We start from the raw sequence: 17991 nt of genomic DNA on the forward strand, positions 1-17991 counted from the left end.
TTTGCCGGCCTTTTTATCTGCCTTCCGTGTTCAGACAGGCTCGTTGGGAAATCATCTCCTACAGCACGCTGATTCTCCTTTATCTCCCTGAAATACGCCATGTTTTAAAGGATGGTGACATGGCTTCCGAGACACTTAAAACAGGTTTGCTCACAGGCCTTTTGCTGGTGATTGCCGGTTTTGAGATGTTTTTCCTTTTATTTCCGGATAAAGGCTTGGCTGACTCACCCTGGCGCGCGTTTTATTATATGCCGGTTATTTTGGCGGCCTACTGGTTTGGCCTTAAGGCGGGTTTAGGGCTCAGTATTTTAACAACCCCGGTTTATCTGCTTCCCACTATCCGTTTTTTCTGGGCGGGCCAGGGCTTTACCTGGGGAAACCTGCCGGAAAGCCTGGTCCTTAATCTGGCTGTCTGGGGGGTGGGCAGGCTTCGGAACCAGTTATGGCTTTTGTCCGGACAGATGGAATCAAACCGAGATCTGGCCGCAGTGGGGCGGGCGGCCTCCAGCATAGCTCACGACATGAAAACTCCGCTCATGGCCATTGGTGGTTTTGTGAGCCAGGTTAGCCGCACCCTTGAGCCGGAAAGTAATGAATTCAGAAAGTTAAGCATTGCACTGAGGCAGACCTCCAGACTGGAGTCTTTGGTCAAGGATATCCTGGCCTATGCCAGGCCCATGGAGCTTCATAAGCGTGAAGAGGATCTCAACCAGTTGGTTTTGGATTGCCTGGAGTTGATTGAGGAACTGGCCGGGCGGAAACAGGTTGAGCTGAAGCTTAAGCAGTCCATGGGGATCCCGCCTGTTATGCTGGATCGCTCCCGCATACAACAGGCCTTGATAAACCTTTTGAGCAATGCGGTGGAGGCTGCTCCCCCGGGGGGATATGTTCAGGTTTCCAGCATTCACCGGGGGAACGAGGTCCGGGTTGAGGTGGCTGATAACGGCGAAGGCATCATGCCCGATAAAAAGGAGGAAATTTTTTTGCCTTTTGTCACGGCCAAGGACCAGGGCACCGGTTTGGGACTCTCCATTGCCAGAAAAATTGTGGAGGCGCATCAAGGGCGTCTTTATGTGCGTGATGCCCTGGAGGGGGGAGCTGTTTTTGTTTTGCTTTTGCCCCTGGGCGCAAAAAGGCGTAGAAAAATGTTCGGAGCCTGCAATGATAATTGAAGAACCAAGGCTGTTCTTTTAATTTCGATGATTTATAACCATATGATTGTATGGGGTTTTTAGCGTATTATTTTTTAAAGAAACTTTAACGGGCTGCTGATTCGGGCCAAGCCCTTTTGTACACGGGCCAGGCTGAAAAACCGGAGATTCCCGGCTGTTCGGCTGGGGTGTTTGGCGTTGACAATCCCGCCTTCATGGATCATTCTCCTAAGGCATGTCTCACTTGGAATACAAAAAAGGATTTATATTTGCTCTCTTGGGAGCGGCCCTGTTTGCGGTCAGCGATGTCTTTGTGCGCTTGGGCGGAAATGAATTGAATGCCTGGCACATCATGGCCGCACGCAGTCTGGTCGGTGTGGTTGCCCTGCCTTTACTGGCCCGCTGGTTCAAACAGAATCTTTGGGGCAAGGCGCCTGGAATCCTCTCGCTCACCGGAATAGTGGGCGTTATCGGCATGACCTGCCTGATGTATTCATTTTTGACGGTGACCCTTTTCGAAGCCCTGGTGCTTTTATATCTGCATCCCGTGGTGGCTGCCCTGTTGTCTCCTTTTTTAACCAAAGATCGCTTGACTTCCAGGGATTGGGGCTGCATTTTTCTGGCTTTCTTCGGCACGGTGCTTGTCCTTTGGCCCGGTGAATTTGAGGCCAGGTTGGGCTGGGGGCACCTGATGGGCCTGGCCGCCGCCTGCTCAAACGGCCTTTACATGACCCTGGTGCGGCGTTTAAGCCCAAACACAAATGCCCTCACCCCCTTGTTTTACATGTGCTTTTTGGGAGTATTGGCGGCGGTTTTTCCCCTGACCATGACCGCAAACGCAACCGTGCCCGCCGCTGGGGGAATCATGGCGGCCCTGGGCTGCGGCCTTTTTGCCATGGGGGCTCATCTTTGCACAAATCATGCGTTAAAACACATGGCTTCGCCCCATGTCGGTGTGATCCAGATGGGGGAGGTGCTCATGGCCGGGCTAATGGGGGTCTGCTTTTTTGATGAACTTATGAGTTGGCGCATTGCCTTGGGCGGGGCCTTTATCCTGGCCGGCGGGGCTGCCTTGAGCCTTAGAAACCATAAGACCACCCTTATGGTTAAACCTGCTCAGCCTTTTGGTTCCTGACCAACTTCTTTTCCCTGGCCCGGATTTACGCTAAAATCTAAATTTCGATTGCGCACCACCATTTGCCGCCTTATTGAAATGGCTTTTCCCTGAGCCTGTAAGCGGCCGGATAGAACCCCAAAAGACCATGGCATGTGGTCTTAGGAAGCTGAAGTGGAGATAAAGGCATGGAGATCATTGCCGGTAATTACCTGGATAACGGCAAACTTTTCAATGACGGCAGGCCGACGGATATTATCAGGATAGAAGACCCCGCAGATTATGATCAGTTGGTGGAGAATATAAGGACAACCGATTACTACGGTCGTAAATATTTTGAGGGCAACCTGGGTTACCAGGGCAGGGCTCTTAAATTGGAGAACCTGCCTTTTGCCGTGATTTTGGATTTTTTGAAGCCCGAATCTTTTCTGGAGCTGGGCTGCGGAAGGGGAGATCTGCTTTTTTACCTCAACCTGGGTACAGAGAGCAGGGTTTCGGGAATAGATATTGCCCCAAGTGTCAAGGAAAGTGCCTTTCAGGAAATAAGGGACAATATCCATATCGGCGATCTGCTTGATGTTTCCAAAGACCTGGGACGGGAAAAAAAGGTCTATGACACCTTTTGCGCCCTGGATATCTGGGAGCATCTGCATCCCGCCAAACTGGACGGCTATATCAAGGCAATGCTTGACCTGGCCGATGAAAACGCGCTCTTCTTTTTTGTGGTTCCGGCCTATGGCGAAGATGAAGTCTTTGGCGAGCAGTTTCCGGTGGAGCTTGGCGAGAACCTGCCGTCCATGGAAAAGGGCGAACCGTTTTCCTATCTTTTGGCTGAGTTCACCGACCCGCCCGTCCCCATTAACGGTCATCTGATTTGGGCGCCGACCAATTGGTGGGAAGGGCGTTTCAGCTCCCACGGCATGGTGAGGCTTAAAGAGCTGGAGACCATGGTGCACCGTTATATGGACCGCTATCTGGCCCGGGCCCAGAAAAGTTTTTACATCTTTGCCCGAGACACGGAAAAAGCCCGGCAAAGAAACCGATTTCTTTTGCAAAACGGCTTGACCTACATGCACCTTTGGCGCACCTATCTGAAATACAAACGGGCGCTGGAAGAGTATCGGGAAACCAATGACAGGGAGATCGTTGATTACACGGTGCTGACCCGCAACATGGATGACGTGGTCTTCAGGCTTTTGGACAATATGGAGCAGGAAATTCACCATCTGAAGACTGGCGGGGCTTCCCAACCCTGGCCCTGGCCGGTGCGCCTTTTAAAGAAGCTTCTCGGCCGGGGGTGACGGGCCGTCCGTCAAACAGACTCAATTGTCTTTTAAATTTTTTTGAGGAATTTCAGACACCGCTTGGCAAAACCGCATTTTTGCCAAGCGGTTCAATTTGCTCGTCTTGGGAAACCCTCCTGATTCAGTGTGCCCCTGCCCCGCGTTGCGGCTGCTTGCGCACAGCCTGGGAATCTATTCTTCAAACTCTTGTTTCAGGCCCTCTACTGGCTCGGTTTTACCCCCAGCCCGCCCTAGGTTTGTTACAATTATCTGGTATAGAGGCTAAGTAATAAAAAAAATCGCGAATCATGACAGTTGCGGACTGGTTTTATGTTAATTTAGATCTCGTCGGTCTGCGGTTAGACAAGAAGCTTTGACAGGTTGTTGAAAAAGCCGTCCATGTCTTTTTAAATAGCTGAATTGGCAAAAATCAATTTTGCCAATTTACTAAAATCGTATATTCTTTCAACAGCCTGCTAAAGGGTGAGCGGAAGTTTCTAATGGAGATATGGCATTACTGGATTATCTGCGGCATTTTGTTGTGGATATGGGAGATATTCACTCCCGGCTTTGTAGTGGGGGTGTTTGGCTTGGGCTGTTTTGCCGGTGGCCTGGCAAGCCTTTTGGGTGCTTCCCTTAACTGGCAGATAGCCGCGTTTGCCCTTATGAGCCTGTTGGGATTTGTCTTAATAAGACCTTTTTTTCTCAAATACATGGACAGGGGCGACAAATCCGCCGGAATCGGCGTAAGGGCCCTGATTGGGAAACAGGGCGTGGTGGTCAAGGCCCCTGAAGGGCCTGATGAGGTCGGAAGAGTTAAACTCGGCGGTGAAGTATGGCGGGCCCAGGCTGTGGATGGGTCTGAACTGTCCCTGGATCAGCGGGTCACTGTGATGTCTGTTGAAGGCGTAACCCTAAGGGTGACCAGCTCCCCTCCAAAGGAGACCCAAAAAAATGCCGGTTAGTCCAATTTTTATTATCCTGCTTTTTTTAGTTATATTTATTATCTTTTTGGCCGTCATGGGGTTCAAGGTGGTGCAACAGGCCGAGACCATGGTCATTGAGCGCCTTGGACGCTATAACCGCACCCTGGATTCAGGGATCAATATCATATGGCCCATTATTGAAAAGCCCCGCCGCATTCACTGGCGATTCGTCAATGCGGGTCCGGAGGGCAAACAGATTTCCCTTACAAAAGAGACGATCAAGATCGATCTCAGGGAAACTGTCTATGATTTTCCCAGCCAAAACGCCATTACCAAGGACAATGTTGGCTTGCAGATAGACGCGCTTTTGTATTTTCAGGTGCTGGATCCGGTGCGCGCGGTCTATGAGGTGGCCAATCTGCCTGAAGCCATGGAAAAACTCACCAAGACAACTTTGCGTAACGTGGTTGGTGAGCTGGATCTGGATGAATGCCTGGCCTCCAGGGACACCATAAATAATCGCTTGACCAGCATATTGGATGAGGCCAGCGACAAATGGGGGGTCAAGGTGACCAGGGTGGAGCTTCAGGATCTGAGCCCGCCTGAGGATGTGCGCCAGGCCATGGAAAAGCAGATGCGGGCTGAGCGTGACCGAAGGGCTGCCATCTTGGAGGCCGAAGGAAAGAAACAGGCCGCCATTTTAGAGGCCCAAGGTAGAAAAGAGGCTGCAATCACGACTGCCGAGGGCGAGGCCGAAGCCAGGATTAAAAAGGCCAAGGCAGAGGCCGAGGCAGTGGTGAAAGTGACCGATGCGGTCAAGGGCTCCGGCGGAGACCCCATAAATTACCTTATAGCCGTGCGTTATGTGGAGGCCCTGACCCAGATGGTTTCGGGCAAAGATAATAAAGTGGTTTATATCCCTTATGAGGCAACCGGAGTGCTTGGCTCCTTGGGCGGGATTAAGGACCTCTTCCAGGTTAAACAGAACTGAAAACCAAAAAGAGCCCCCGACGGATCTCCAATTCGTCGGGGGTTTTTTCCCGCCGTACAAATTTTCCAGCTTTGCCTGTTTTTACCCGTCATGACAAGAATCAGCCTTTTTTAGAATCCCTACGGCTTTTAAAATAAAATTTTTCTTCAAGGTGTATTGAGAAATAATATATTTGTTACAATGTAAATAATTCCCATATTTGTCTGCTTTAAACCATAGATACCGCCTTTTCCTGACAGGTTTTCCGAACACGGGGGGGAGAAGGGTATCCGGGCGTGACCAGTTCGCGCGTAAAAAAGCAAAGCAACCTTCCTCCCGGAAAATTCGGGCCTGATGCCGGAGCCCCGGAATCAAGCTCGGTCTTGAGTTCTCTTTTTTGGAATGCTCCCGTTGCCTTGGCCCTTCTGCGCAACCAGACTCTTGGCTTGGTGAATCGTCTTTTTTTGGAGCTGACCGGAGGCGCTGCCGAAGAACTGACCGGCAGGAGCCTCAGAATTTTTTATGGCTCCAAAGAGGAATATGAACATTTTTTCACTGCTTTTAAAAGACAGGTCAGGCAAAAGGGCAAAGCCTGCATGAAAACCACCTGGCTTTGCGCCCAAGGCAGGGAAAGAGACTTGGAACTCACTGCCATGCCCTTGGAACCGGGCCGGGAGGCTGGGCAGCTCTGCCTTGGCCTAAGGGAAAGGCTCAAAGAGGATAAAAGCGACATCTTGCTGGATTTGCAGACCTCTTTGATCCTGGAGATGCTGAAGGCAAAGGGTGCTGAAAAGACTCTTTCAATTGTTGCTGAAAAAATGCTTGCAGTGCCCGGTATTGATGGTTTGGGTGTTTTCTTAAATGATGACCTGGGAAAAGGCTTCTCCCTGGCCTATTCCGGAAAAGCCCGGGCTTTTTTTGAGGATGCGGATCTGGAGATTTGGCTTAATGGATTTGATAAAAAAAACCAGGGCAGGGATTGCGCCTTTTATTGGAATGTTCGCGAGCTTCCCCCCCAAAAAAGGGATTTTTGCCTTGCCCATGGTGTAAAGAGTCTGTTTTTAATCCCTTTGAAAGGATTCCAACAGTCTTTTGGATGGCTTTTGGCCGCTTGTTTGGATTTGACCTCCTTTTCCCGGCAGGAGGAAATGATTCTTACCACAATGACCCGCCAATTGGCTGTCTGTTTGGAAACCAATAAGCTCAACCGGGATGTTTTAAACCTCAAAAAACGTTGTGCCGGGGTGTTAAAAGAGACCAACGGCGTTTATTTCGAGGCTCGTGATAACGGCAAAATTAGTTTTGTGAGTCCAGGGCTGGAGGATTATTGCCCTCATACAAAGGAAGACCTTTTAGGGGAGTCTTTATGCCGCTTTTGGGCCGACCCAAATCAGGGAAGAGATTTTTTTAACCAATTAACCGAAAAAACAGAGGTTCAAGATTACCGGGTCAATTTTTTGAATAAAAAAGGCAGGTTGGGTTCCTTTTTGTTGAATGCCCGTCTTTCTCTGCCTTTGGGGGCGAAAAGGGTAGAGATCCAGGGTTTTTTAAGGCCTACTGCTGTTGTAAAGGAAAACCGCTTTCAGGTTTTTTCTGACTTGCATAAGAGTTGGCCCGGGGAAGCCCAAGAACCTTGTTTATCTGATGAAGATTGCTGGCAATCCGCCTTACATGCCATGCCCCAGATGATTTGTGTTCGTGAGCCAACAGGAGGTTACCGGTTTTGTAATAAAGCCATGGCTGATTTTTTCGGGCTTAAAGCCGAGGAGGTGGGGCAACAGGTTGAACCTTTGTTCATGGGGCAGGGCCGGAGCCGCGATCAGATCAGACAAGAGGAAGAAAAGATAATAAAAAATGGGGAGACCTGTTTTTTTCAGGAAATCTTGCTGGATGCCAAGGGCAGGCCCCATGAGTTCGAAGTGCTTAAAACGGCATTGCCCCAGGGACGGGGTGTTTTTATTTCGGCAGTGGATGTTACGGAAAAGAAACTCTTGGAAAATCAATTGCGCCAAGCGCAAAAGATGGAGGCCATGGGGAGCCTTGCCGGAGGTGTTGCCCATGATTTCAACAATATACTGACTGCCATAATGGGCTATGCCGAGTTGGCCACAGAGGATATACCGGAAGAGCATTCCAGTTGTTTATTTATGCGGCAGGTCCTGAAGGCGGGAGGCAGGGCCAAGGAGCTGGTGCGCCAGATTTTGGCTTTTTCCCGTCAGGAAACCCTGGAGATGAAGCCTGTCAATCTAAAACAGGTTTTGCAAGAGACTGTGAACCTTTTGCGGGCCAGCATACCCACCAGCGTGGATATCAGAACCAAACTTCATGCCTCCCGCGGGCTGGTCATGGCGGATCAGACTCAATTGCATCAGGTGTTTATGAACCTGGGCGCCAACGCAGCCCATGCCATGCGGGAAGGGGGAGGGGTCCTGTTGGTGACCCTTGCCGAGGTCCAGGTTTCAGCCGGACAAGAAGGATATGACTTAAAGTCCGGTGATTATTATAAACTGGCCTTTTCCGATACAGGTCACGGCATGGACGAAAGAACCATGGAACGCATTTTTGAACCGTTTTTTACAACCAAAAATGCAGGTGAGGGCACAGGTATGGGCCTTTCCATGGTTCGACGCATTATCATGGCCCTGGGAGGCGAAATAAAGGTTGAAAGCACTCCAGGCGTGGGAAGTGTTTTTGAGGTTATTTTACCTGAATTCAAGGGGGAGGAGCTGACAGATGCGGTATTTGACTCCTCCCGCACCAGGGGCGGCCGGGAGAGGATTCTGTTTGTGGATGATGAGACCTCTTTGGTGGAATTGGGCGCCAACATGCTGGGGAGATTGGGTTATAAGGTGACAGGCCTTAACTCCAGCAGCCAGGCCCTGGAGCTTTTTAATCAAGACCCCCATGCCTTTGATCTGGTGGTTACAGACCAGACCATGCCTGGTGTTTCCGGCGTTGACCTGGCCAGGCGCTTTTTACGCACCCGGCCTGAACTGCCGATCATTCTGTGCACCGGCTTCAGCGCCCAGATTTCTCGGGAGTCGGCCAGGAAAATGGGCATAAGCCGGTTTCTGATGAAACCGGTTGAAATAAGCGAGATCGCCCGGGTGGTTCGAGAGGTGCTGGACGAAAAGAGTTCTTCCACCGGGGCCGAGTACACCCCCCATGCTTAATTAATTTGTCAGGCCCAGCGGAAATCAGGCCGGGCAGGGCCGTAAACCGCGGGAGCAAACCCTTTGGCCGAGACCCGACAGGCCCAGGGTTGGTTGCCATAGTTAAAATGCCACCATTCATTGGGCAAGTTGGTAAAACCGGCCGCGGTCATGACATGATAAAGCAGACGCCTGTTTTTCAGCGCTGTTTCCTGGTCCGGAGACAGGGGGTCTTTATTCTCCAGCTTTTCTTCCAGATAGCGGGTAAAGGATCTGAAAGTTGTTTCATCAAAGCCCGCACCCATTTCCAACACCATTCCCTGGTCGTCGCAAATGGTCAGGTCAACAGCCCCGCCGGTAAGATGCGGTGAAGGAGAGCCTTTGTCACTCCTGGGCAGGGCCACAAAGCGCTGGGTAAGCTTCATGAGCTCCTCATGGCCGGCACCGGGCCTTTTTTGTCTGATTTCTTCCAGGTATTTGTCAAATAACAGCTTTTGCAATTCCACCGGGCGATAAGTGTCCAAAAGAACCAGTTTGAATCCTTTGGGCAACAAGTTCGCCGCCTTGATCAACCGTTTCAGAACCCCCTCCCTTACCAGGCATTCAGGCAAAGAATGGGCCAGGCCCTGGAGGAAATATTCGGGCCTGGCCAGGATTTTTTCCGGTATCAGACTTGCGGGAACGAGTTTTTCCCCGTTTTCCCGGATGGGATGTTGGGCCACCTCCCCGGGTTTCAGGCTTGGCATGGGTTTGATGGAGGTCAGGCAAGGGTCTTGTTCGAGATAGTCCATCCGGCATTCTCCGGGGTAAAGATAAGCATGGTTTTGGAGGAGGGGGTGGTCCCCTTTTAAGCCTCAATGTGATTGGGCCCGCTTCCTTTACATTTTAAAAGGAAAGCAGCATGACCAATTATTATACCAATGGGATCAAAAGTGCCATAAGCAGCTAACTGCCTGAAGAAAGAGACCGATTGCCTGAAAAGACCTTCTTTGGAGGGAGGCTTGGGCTTATATGGTGTCCGGTAAGTTTGTTCCAATATCTCGTTTGCGCCCGCCGAGCGCAGCATCGGGCCGTCAACAGATCCGTCATGACTTGGTTAAAGATATTTTTTCAAGGTATCCAAGATCTTCTGCTGGCTGCAAGGTTTGTCCAGGATTGCTTTGATATTGGAATGGCCTTTGGCTTCATCGGGCATCTCTTCACGGAATCCGCCGGAGAGCATGACAAAGGGGATATTTTCATTCCTGTTTTCCGTGTCCGGTTCATGCAGGTTGCAGACTATTTGCCATCCGTCTCCATCGGGCAGGCCAAGATCGCAGAGAACGGCATCAAAATGTTTTTCTTTTAAAAGTGCAGAGGCCTGCTTGACGGTGCTTGCCAGGCTGGAGTCAAAACCTTCCTTGGCAAGGTGCATTTCAATCCCCATGGCGATAAGGGATTCATCTTCCACTACCAATATGTTGGTTCGTGGTTTTTCTTCACCTGTTGCCTTTGGCTTTCGAGAATGGTTCGGCTTTGACGATTGAGGCATCGTTTCCCCCTGTCTTGGGGCGCTCTGTCGGGTTTGAATTATGTTTCGGGCAAGATGTATTTGTGGCCTTTATCGGCCAGAGGGGAATTACTTTTTAATGTTTAACACTGCCAAATTTATTTGACAACTTTTGTTTTTGATTGTTTAGCCGCTTGAACTCAGGGTAAAGGCTTTTACCCGGCTCTATCCCGGTTTGAAAAAACGGAGCAAGTTGCGTCAACCAAAGCCGAGTTTTTTTTTGAACCAATACTTAACACCATGCACAAGGCCTTGTCCCGGGGGGGCAAATGGTGCATATTAAACTATCAGTATTAATCCGGGGGAATACCACCATCGGAAAAAGTTCTTAAAACCCTTTTTAGTTAACCGCGCGGGAGTCTTGTAAATGGTCGATGACCATAATAGTAAAGCCGAGCTGCTCGCAAAAATCAGTTGTCTCGAAGCACGCGTCAAAGAGCTGGATAATTGGAAAAAGCAGCATGAGGAACGGCAGCAAAAGGCCCGGGACTGTGAGAGGCGGCTGGAGCTTTTGGCTGATGCGGCAGGGGATGCCTTGTATCAACTGCGTTATCATTCCATGACTTATGACTACCTGAGTCCGGGCATCAAGAGCCTCACCGGATACACCCCTGAGGAGATCAACCAAATAGGCTTTGCCAACCTGGTCAGGGAGATCCAGCATCCGGACGGAAGCCAGTTGGATAAAAACGACCTTATGTGGCAGCGCATGGAGGGGCAGACCGGAGAGTTTTACGCGGATTATCTGGTTGAAGCCAAAAGCGGGGAAAAAGTATGGCTGGGGGATCATTCTTTTCCCTGGCTGGATGATAAAGGTATGGTCCTCGGGTCTTTGGGCATACTCATTGATATCACCTCCCGCAAGAATCTGGAAAATAAGCTCAGGCGGAGGGCCACCACTGACTTTTTGACCGGTGCATCCACCAGACGCCACTACATAAACCTGGTGAGCAGGGAGATCAGCCGATCGTTGCGCAGCGGTTCTCCCTTGTGCCTCATCATTATGGATGTGGATCATTTCAAGCTGGTCAACGACACCTATGGCCATGCCGCGGGGGACAATGTGTTGAAACACCTTTGTGACCTCTGCCGCTCCCAGTTAAGGGTAAGCGATTCTTTGGGACGTATCGGGGGAGAGGAATTCGGCATCCTGTTGGTGGATTGCCCTCTTAAAAAGGCCCTGCAAGTGGCTGAACGTTTAAAGGAACTGATTGCTGATTCGGTTTTGCTGTACAGTGGCGAGCCCATCTCCTGTACTGCCAGTTTTGGGGTGGCCCAGTTGAATCCATCCACAGACAACCTGGAGCTATTAATGAAAAGGGCTGACGCCGCCTTGTATGAGGCTAAAGGAAAAGGCAGAAACCTGGTTTGGGCGGATTGGGACCTGGGTGGGGCGAGTTTAGGCTGAAACAAACCCGCTCCGGGTTTGAATCCGCCATGATTTTTTAGATCTTAACCTCATGATCCCCTTTGGGGTTGTGTCTCATTAGACCTTACCCGCTAACCGGGTTTGAAATCTGTATATAAAAAAGCCTGGGGCTAACTGCTTCCCAGGCTTTTTTATTGAATTCAGGTTTATAATTTCTGGCTCATATCTACCGATGGCTCAAAAGTTTAGACACCGCATCTTTGGTTTGGGAGGTCATGTTTTCAAGCTTCGGTTCTTCGATTGAGTCCGGGGTAATCGGTGCTCCCAGGCGGATGGTTATTTCACCGGGCTTGGGCAACTTTTCCTTTGGACCCCATACCTCGCGTGAACCCAGGATGGCCATGGGGATGATTGGCCGGTGAGCAGCCTCCGCCAGTATAAAAGCGCCTTTTTTAAAGGGCAGCAATCCGTTGCCGGATTTGTTCCGAGTGCCTTCAGGGAAGATCACCACACAGGCCCCGTCTTTAATACGCTTCACCCCTGCTTCAAGAAGCCTGGCTGCCGCTCCGGATTGCCTGCGGGCAATGGGGATATGCACCCTTTTTAAGTGCCAGCCTATGAAAGGTGTTTTTAAAAGGTCGGCTTTGGCAACCCAACATACGTCTGCCGGAAGTCCAGCCAGCACCGCTCCGATGTCTGCTGCCGAGGCATGGTTTGAGGCAACGATAAAGCCGTCTTGGTCGGGCAGATTTTCCAGGCCCTCAACTTTTAATCTGATGCCAGCGGCCCAACAGTTCACCTTCCCCCATATGCGGGCAAAATTCCGGGCGCCCCGGGCGGAGACAAGGCTGGCCAATATGGAGAAAAGGCCCAGGACTGCGGTGTTCAGGGCAAAGAAAAAAACGGAAAAAGTTTGTCGCAACGCGATATATGCCTTCATTTTATGAGATCCTCGAACTGGTTTTCCGGAACGTCTTTATCATGCAAGTTTCCTGAGCTTATGCACGGGATTTATGTGATTTTTCAGCTTATCGGACAATGGGGTGAGAACAAAATAGCAGAGCAATATTTGCCTAACAACGTGTTTCTTCAGACTGTCAGGGTCATTAAAGTGAGCGCGTAACCTTTTAAAAACAAATACCGGAGCCATATGGGAGGCATTGAGTATCAGTTAAAGCTGACGCCAAGTTATAACAGACTGTAAATATTAAAATTTCAAACTTTTTGGCTTGGTTCGTATTTGAAAAACCTTGACACTGAGCCATTAGATTGTTAATACCGCTTAACATATTTAGAAGTTTCAAATAACAAATGAAATGCATCTGGACTTTTACGGTCTGCTCGAGTTCCTCACACACGCACAACCGAACAATCCCGGTTACGCAGACATAAGATCAACACCAGTCTCAGCTTAAGACTTTGAGCAGCGAAATTTTTTGCCAGAGAAGAACAATGTCATTGGCTCATCTTTTTTTAAAGCAATTCGCGGCATACCAGAGCAATAACCACTTTGAAAACCATCAGGCGATGCAGGGACAGACCGGATTCTGGTCGGAAAAAAAGATAGAGTTGCGTCCAGGCATTACTCTATTCATCAAGTTAGTGGATTTCCGCGAAGACCATGGCGAATCATTTAGATTATATTCCAATATGGCATCGTTCTGGGCCTGTTTTTCCGGAACGGAAAGGGCCACTATCCGCGGGTTAAAAGATGATGTTCTACTCAGTGCTGGGCTATGTGGAACTTTTGTGGGACGAAAGGGTTTTAAGGGGCATTGGGAAATACCGGCAAAGCACCCCTTTCACGTTGTCTCCATCCACATGGATCCCGTAACCTTGAACCAGGTTGTCAGAAATGAACACGACTCCCTGCCGGAACCATACATGAACTTGGTTCAAGGCAGGGATTCCGGTTGTTTCAGCCACTCCATGCCGATGACGCCGATGATCAGGGTGGCTGCGGAGCAAATCCTGAATTGCTCTTTTGAAGCAGGGAACAGGCGGTTGTATTTCGAAGGAAAAGCGCTTGAGATCATCGCCTGCATTATGGAAAATTTCAGCACCCCATCCGGGCCGAAACCTTTTTTCAATACATCCGATATAGAACGCATCCACTATGCCAGGGAACTTTTAACCCGTGATTTTTTGAACCCTCCCGGCCTTATGGACCTCGCCCGCTCTGTGGGCATGCACCATTCAAAATTAAACCAAGGGTTTAAGTTGTTATTCGGAAATACGGTTTTTGGTCACCTCACGGAGATGCGTCTTGAAGAGGCAAAACACTATCTTGAATCCGGGGATATGAATTGTGCCGAAGCCGCCCTTTCGGTGGGCTATTCAAGTTTGAGCCATTTTGCAAAGGCCTTTAATCGGCAATATGGCTCCAACCCCAGTTCATACATTAAACGTATTTCCGCACCTGTCAGGATAAGGCGGTTTCCAATGCAGGGAAACTGCCTGAAAAGCTGATAACTCATACAGAGCCGAAAAAAAAGCCGGTGCTGCGAATGACAACGCCTGGACGCGTAAAGGCAGCAAACGCTTTTTGGGATCAGAGAGTGGATCGAACCACCCCACCTTAAAACCCCCTACCATTTTTAAAGAATCACCGGACATCCGGTTTCTCCCCATCTTACTAATATCAGTTGCCATCGGGAAAACGTCAGCCTCCGTTAGACAGAATTAAGCAAATTAGATATAAAAAATTCCAAAATATTCGATATCCCTAAAAAAATAAGATAACCCGAAAAGTGAGCCCTTTTAAGGAGTGGTGTGGAATATGAAACAACCAAGGATTTATGCCAAAAGCCTGTTTCTGGGATTATTGGCCGTGCTGTTGTCCGCCGGAACGGTTCATGCCGGGGAAGCTAAAAAACATGAAATGGAATCCATAACCGTCACTGCGAACAAGCAGAAGGAGGAGGTGACAAACGTACCGATCAGCATGTCTGTTTTTAATGAAACCGACCTGGAAGACAAAATGGCCGAAACAGTGGCGGATACCGCGAATTTTACGTCCGGCCTGGAGATAGTAAACTACGGATGCGCTTTAAAGTGGGCTCCTTCCATGAGAGGCTTGTTTTCCGACTACAGCTCCCGCAGCTCAGTTGCCGGATTGTATGTAGACGGTGTGCCGGTGCTTGACGGCTCCGGGTTTGATGAAACCTTTATGGATATAAAAAGGGTGGAAATCTTACGCGGACCTCAAGGCGCTTTGTACGGCAAGAACTCAGAGGTGGGTGTGGTTAATATAATAAGTAGAAAACCGGATAATGAATTCCGGGGAAAAGTGTCCGGGCAGGCAGGCGAGGATGAAAAACGGGAGCTGGCATTCAATGCCAGTGGTCCGATATTAAAAGATAAACTTTTCATCGGCCTGTCCGGCAAGCATTATGAAAAAGACGGTTTTATAACCAATCCCGCGACCGGAGAGACGGTTGACGACAGAAAGCACGATTACGGCAAAGTCTATCTTCGTTGGACGCCTACTGATAGTCTCGAGACATCCCTGGTTTTTTCAAAGGTGAAGTATGACGACGAAGCCAACCGAATGAATGTTTATGGTGCGAAAGGCAGGGAAATCACAAGCGACCTGGATGCATACAACAGATCGGAAGTCTCTCTGGCCGCGCTCACTATCTCCTATGATATTAACGAAAAATTCAGCCTGACCTCGGTGACCACCAACAGGCATCACAACGAGAAAAATGCTAATGACTTTGATTATTCGAATCAAACTCTTTTTCATGTGTTTGCCGATTCCAATTACAAGGAGCAATCACAGGAAGTTCGTCTGAACTATACAGGCTCCAAATTCAAATCCCTGGTGGGTGTTTTTCTGGATCAAGGGGATGTGGATATTAACCGGAAAAACGTCACCTTCAAGGGGAACAAGTATATCCATCAGGAAGAAGACAGAAATGCCCTGGGGTTGTTCACTCATCTGACTTATTACCTGACAGAAAGGCTGAGCCTGATCGGAGGGTTGCGCTTCGACCGGGAATCAAAAAACTACAAGGATGCGAGCAGGGCGATAGACGCCGATGAAACCTGGGAGGAAATTTCACCGAAGATAGCCTTGCAATATCAATGCAAAGAAAATGTCATGGCCTATGCCACTGTAGCCAAGGGATATAGAAGCGGCGGGTTCAATTCTTGGTCCCCGGAAGGATATCCCCTGAGTTACGAGGAGGAGAAGTTGTGGTCCTATGAGTTAGGCACAAAGGGCTCTTTCTGGGACAACAGGGTGTTTTTCGAGGCCTCACTTTACTACATGGATATTCAGGATATGCAGGTTGACACCTATATAAATCCACAAGATTTATATGAATCAAATGCTGCAAGCGCCACTTCCATAGGCGCGGAAGCGCAAATAAAGGCGAATCTAACGGATGAATGGCAGGTTGCGGCCGGTTTTTCTTATAATCACTGCACGTTTGATGAATATAAAGACGCCCGGGGAGACTATTCGGGAAACCATAATCTGTTTGCGCCGGAATACAACATGAATATTGGTGCAAAATACCGAGCTCCCAATGGAGTTTACGCGGGCGCGGATCTTTTCGGATATGGAAAAGTATATTTTGACAGCGAAAACAAATATTCAAGAGATCCTTATACAGTCGTCAACACCAAGATCGGTTATGAGATGAATCGTTTCGATATATATTTTTATGCGAAAAACCTGTTTGACCAGAAATACGATTCTGAAGGAATTTTTGCGGGTTATACTGTCTACTCACCCCCCAGGGAAATCGGTGTAATGCTGGCCTACAGGTTTTAAATGTGAGATCCGCCAGTATTGCTTTGCTCTTGGCCGAGTCAAACCGGGTATTTTATACACATCTCTTTGGCTTTTAGTTTCGGTGAGATGGAAGACACCGAATTCTTCAGTGCCTAAGGTTTTGACAACTGCGCCTACACCCTCGGTCCATGGGAGCCTTGCTGTTAAGGCTCCCATGATCCTCAAGTCGCTTCCAACTGAAGATCTGTTCATTCTTTCGACGCACGCAATTCAGTATCAAAAGAATCCGCCGGTTCTGGGAACCGAGATTGGGTTGCTCTGCTCTTCTGTTTATACACGCTAAGGAGAAGGTGACAGACTTTAATTTTGCGGACTGTGTCATGAACCTAACTTGCCTTTAGTTAAGCCCGAACAGTATGCCGTCAATGCCCGGATGCTTGATCTTTCTTAATGGATTCATTCAGTAAACTTTCATCTCAATAAATTTAAAATTTATTTTGAAAGCAATGTTTAGGATGGAAAGAATTAGCTTGCTTTCTTTTTGCTTTACTTAGGGGGGTAGCTTCTTGAGAAAATCATTTGGGAATATTTTCTTTGATTCTGCTTAAAATATTCGAAGTAAGATTTAATTTTTGTAAGACTTATTATGTAACTATTTGTATTTAAGGGTGGTTTTTGCTGTTTCTAAATTCGTATCGATTATTAGTTTAGTTATTAATACATTATTCCAGGTTAATTTTAATTTTTACTTGGAAGCTATATTAAATTTTATGATATAAAAGAATACATTAAATTGTTTACTGAAACGACATTACTCTGGCTTCTGACGGAGCGTTTGAGTAAAAGCGAGGATTTTACATGGGAATTGCCGAAGCCTTTGAATTGAGTATTAAGGACAAGGTGGGTCAACTCACCATGAATCAACTCGAAAAAAGAAACAGCATGGGTCAGGCTTTTTTCAAGGCCCTTGAGCTGGCGGTGGACGAGCTTACCCTTAATGGAGAGGTAAGGGCAATTGTCCTCAAATCGGAAGGAAAAGTTTTTTGCGCCGGATTCGATTTAAATGAAATTGGAACCATGCTTTCAGGCCTGGAAACCAAAGACAGGCTTATGCTGGCGGAAAAGATTTCCCGGATGCAAAGAGCTCTGACCAGTTTGGCCGAATCCCCCAAACCGGTGGTGGCTGCGGTTTATGGGCCGTGTATTGGCGGGGGAGTGGATCTTTTGTGTTGTTGTGATATCAGGATAGCTCATAAAAAGGCCTTTTTTTCCGTCAGGGAAACCAGGATGGCCATGGTGGCGGATTTAGGCACAATTCAAAGACTTCCCGCTATTGTGGGACCGGCCTGGTCAAGGGAGCTTATCCTTACCGGACGTGACTTCTCAGCCCAAAAGGCTCTTGATATAGGGTTTGTCACCCATCTTGCCGAAACCAGGGAAGAGCTTGATGCCATGGCTTTTGAATTGGCTTCCGAGATGGCGGCCAATGCTCCTTTGGCTGTGCAGGAATCCAAAAAACTCATGAACTACACCGAGGCACACGGTCTCAAGGCCGGTTTGAGTCATATAGCCCAGAAGAACGCGATTCTATTGTACAGTAATGACGTCCGTGAGGCGTATGAAGCTTTTTTACAAAAACGCAGGCCTGAATTTTCCGGAAGTTAGGCAAAAGGATAATTGAAATTAAACTGTTGCGGCCGGTTGGGTAAACGGTTTGGCTTAAATCGCAAAGC

13 protein-coding genes are annotated in these 17991 nt (G+C 48.8%); 10 read left to right on the forward strand and 3 right to left on the reverse strand.

Annotated features, from left to right (window positions below):
- Positions 1-119 precede the first annotated feature (119 nt).
- The 6 genes from X474_RS03805 (at position 120) to X474_RS03830 (ending at position 8617) form a co-directional block, all read left to right on the forward strand.
- Positions 120-1172 carry a sensor histidine kinase gene (locus X474_RS03805; RefSeq protein WP_052514826.1) on the forward strand — a complete coding sequence of 351 codons (1053 nt, stop codon included), beginning with the start codon at positions 120-122 and terminating at the stop codon, positions 1170-1172.
- Between the two features lie 223 nt (positions 1173-1395).
- A complete protein-coding gene (locus X474_RS03810; protein WP_044346849.1) occupies positions 1396-2286 on the forward strand; it encodes a DMT family transporter in 891 nt (296 codons plus the stop codon).
- A 167-nt stretch (positions 2287-2453) separates the two neighbouring features.
- A complete protein-coding gene (locus tag X474_RS03815) occupies positions 2454-3566 on the forward strand; it encodes a class I SAM-dependent methyltransferase (RefSeq protein ID WP_044346850.1) in 1113 nt (370 codons plus the stop codon).
- 482 nt (positions 3567-4048) lie between these two features.
- Positions 4049-4513, forward strand: a complete 465-nt coding sequence (locus X474_RS03820; RefSeq protein WP_044346851.1) for an NfeD family protein — start codon at positions 4049-4051, stop codon at positions 4511-4513.
- Positions 4503-5465, forward strand: a complete 963-nt coding sequence (locus tag X474_RS03825; RefSeq protein ID WP_044346852.1) for an SPFH domain-containing protein — start codon at positions 4503-4505, stop codon at positions 5463-5465. The genes X474_RS03820 and X474_RS03825 overlap by 11 nt, the downstream gene beginning before the upstream one ends.
- A gap of 275 nt (positions 5466-5740) precedes the next feature.
- The gene (locus tag X474_RS03830; RefSeq protein WP_052514827.1) at positions 5741-8617 is read left to right on the forward strand and encodes an ATP-binding protein; all 2877 of its coding nucleotides are present in this window, start codon (positions 5741-5743) and stop codon (positions 8615-8617) included.
- A gap of 8 nt (positions 8618-8625) precedes the next feature.
- Here X474_RS03830 and X474_RS03835 read toward each other — a convergent pair whose 3' ends face one another.
- Positions 8626-9387: a M15 family metallopeptidase gene (locus X474_RS03835; RefSeq protein WP_197281963.1), complete on the reverse strand. Its 762-nt coding sequence runs from the start codon at positions 9385-9387 to the stop codon at positions 8626-8628.
- Between the two features lie 305 nt (positions 9388-9692).
- Positions 9693-10127, reverse strand: a complete 435-nt coding sequence (locus X474_RS03845; protein ID WP_082464124.1) for a response regulator — start codon at positions 10125-10127, stop codon at positions 9693-9695.
- Positions 10128-10512: 385 nt separating this feature from the next.
- Here X474_RS03845 and X474_RS03850 point away from each other — a divergent pair, with 385 nt between their 5' ends.
- On the forward strand, positions 10513-11553 hold the full coding sequence (locus tag X474_RS03850) for a sensor domain-containing diguanylate cyclase (RefSeq protein ID WP_052514828.1): 1041 nt from the start codon (positions 10513-10515) through the stop codon (positions 11551-11553).
- A gap of 187 nt (positions 11554-11740) precedes the next feature.
- Here X474_RS03850 and X474_RS03855 read toward each other — a convergent pair whose 3' ends face one another.
- Positions 11741-12454 carry a lysophospholipid acyltransferase family protein gene (locus tag X474_RS03855; RefSeq protein WP_052514829.1) on the reverse strand — a complete coding sequence of 238 codons (714 nt, stop codon included), beginning with the start codon at positions 12452-12454 and terminating at the stop codon, positions 11741-11743.
- 512 nt (positions 12455-12966) lie between these two features.
- Here X474_RS03855 and X474_RS03860 point away from each other — a divergent pair.
- The 3 genes from X474_RS03860 to X474_RS03870 all read left to right on the forward strand — a co-directional run bounded on the left by X474_RS03860 (position 12967) and on the right by X474_RS03870 (position 17923).
- A complete protein-coding gene (locus X474_RS03860) occupies positions 12967-13983 on the forward strand; it encodes a helix-turn-helix transcriptional regulator (protein ID WP_052514830.1) in 1017 nt (338 codons plus the stop codon).
- Positions 13984-14293: 310 nt separating this feature from the next.
- On the forward strand, positions 14294-16297 hold the full coding sequence (locus tag X474_RS03865) for a TonB-dependent receptor (protein WP_044346855.1): 2004 nt from the start codon (positions 14294-14296) through the stop codon (positions 16295-16297).
- Positions 16298-17116: 819 nt separating this feature from the next.
- Positions 17117-17923, forward strand: a complete 807-nt coding sequence (locus tag X474_RS03870) for an enoyl-CoA hydratase-related protein (protein ID WP_044346856.1) — start codon at positions 17117-17119, stop codon at positions 17921-17923.
- Positions 17924-17991 lie beyond the last annotated feature (68 nt).

Source organism: Dethiosulfatarculus sandiegensis, assembly GCF_000931935.2.
In the GTDB taxonomy this organism is placed as follows: domain Bacteria; phylum Desulfobacterota; class Desulfarculia; order Desulfarculales; family Desulfarculaceae; genus Dethiosulfatarculus; species Dethiosulfatarculus sandiegensis.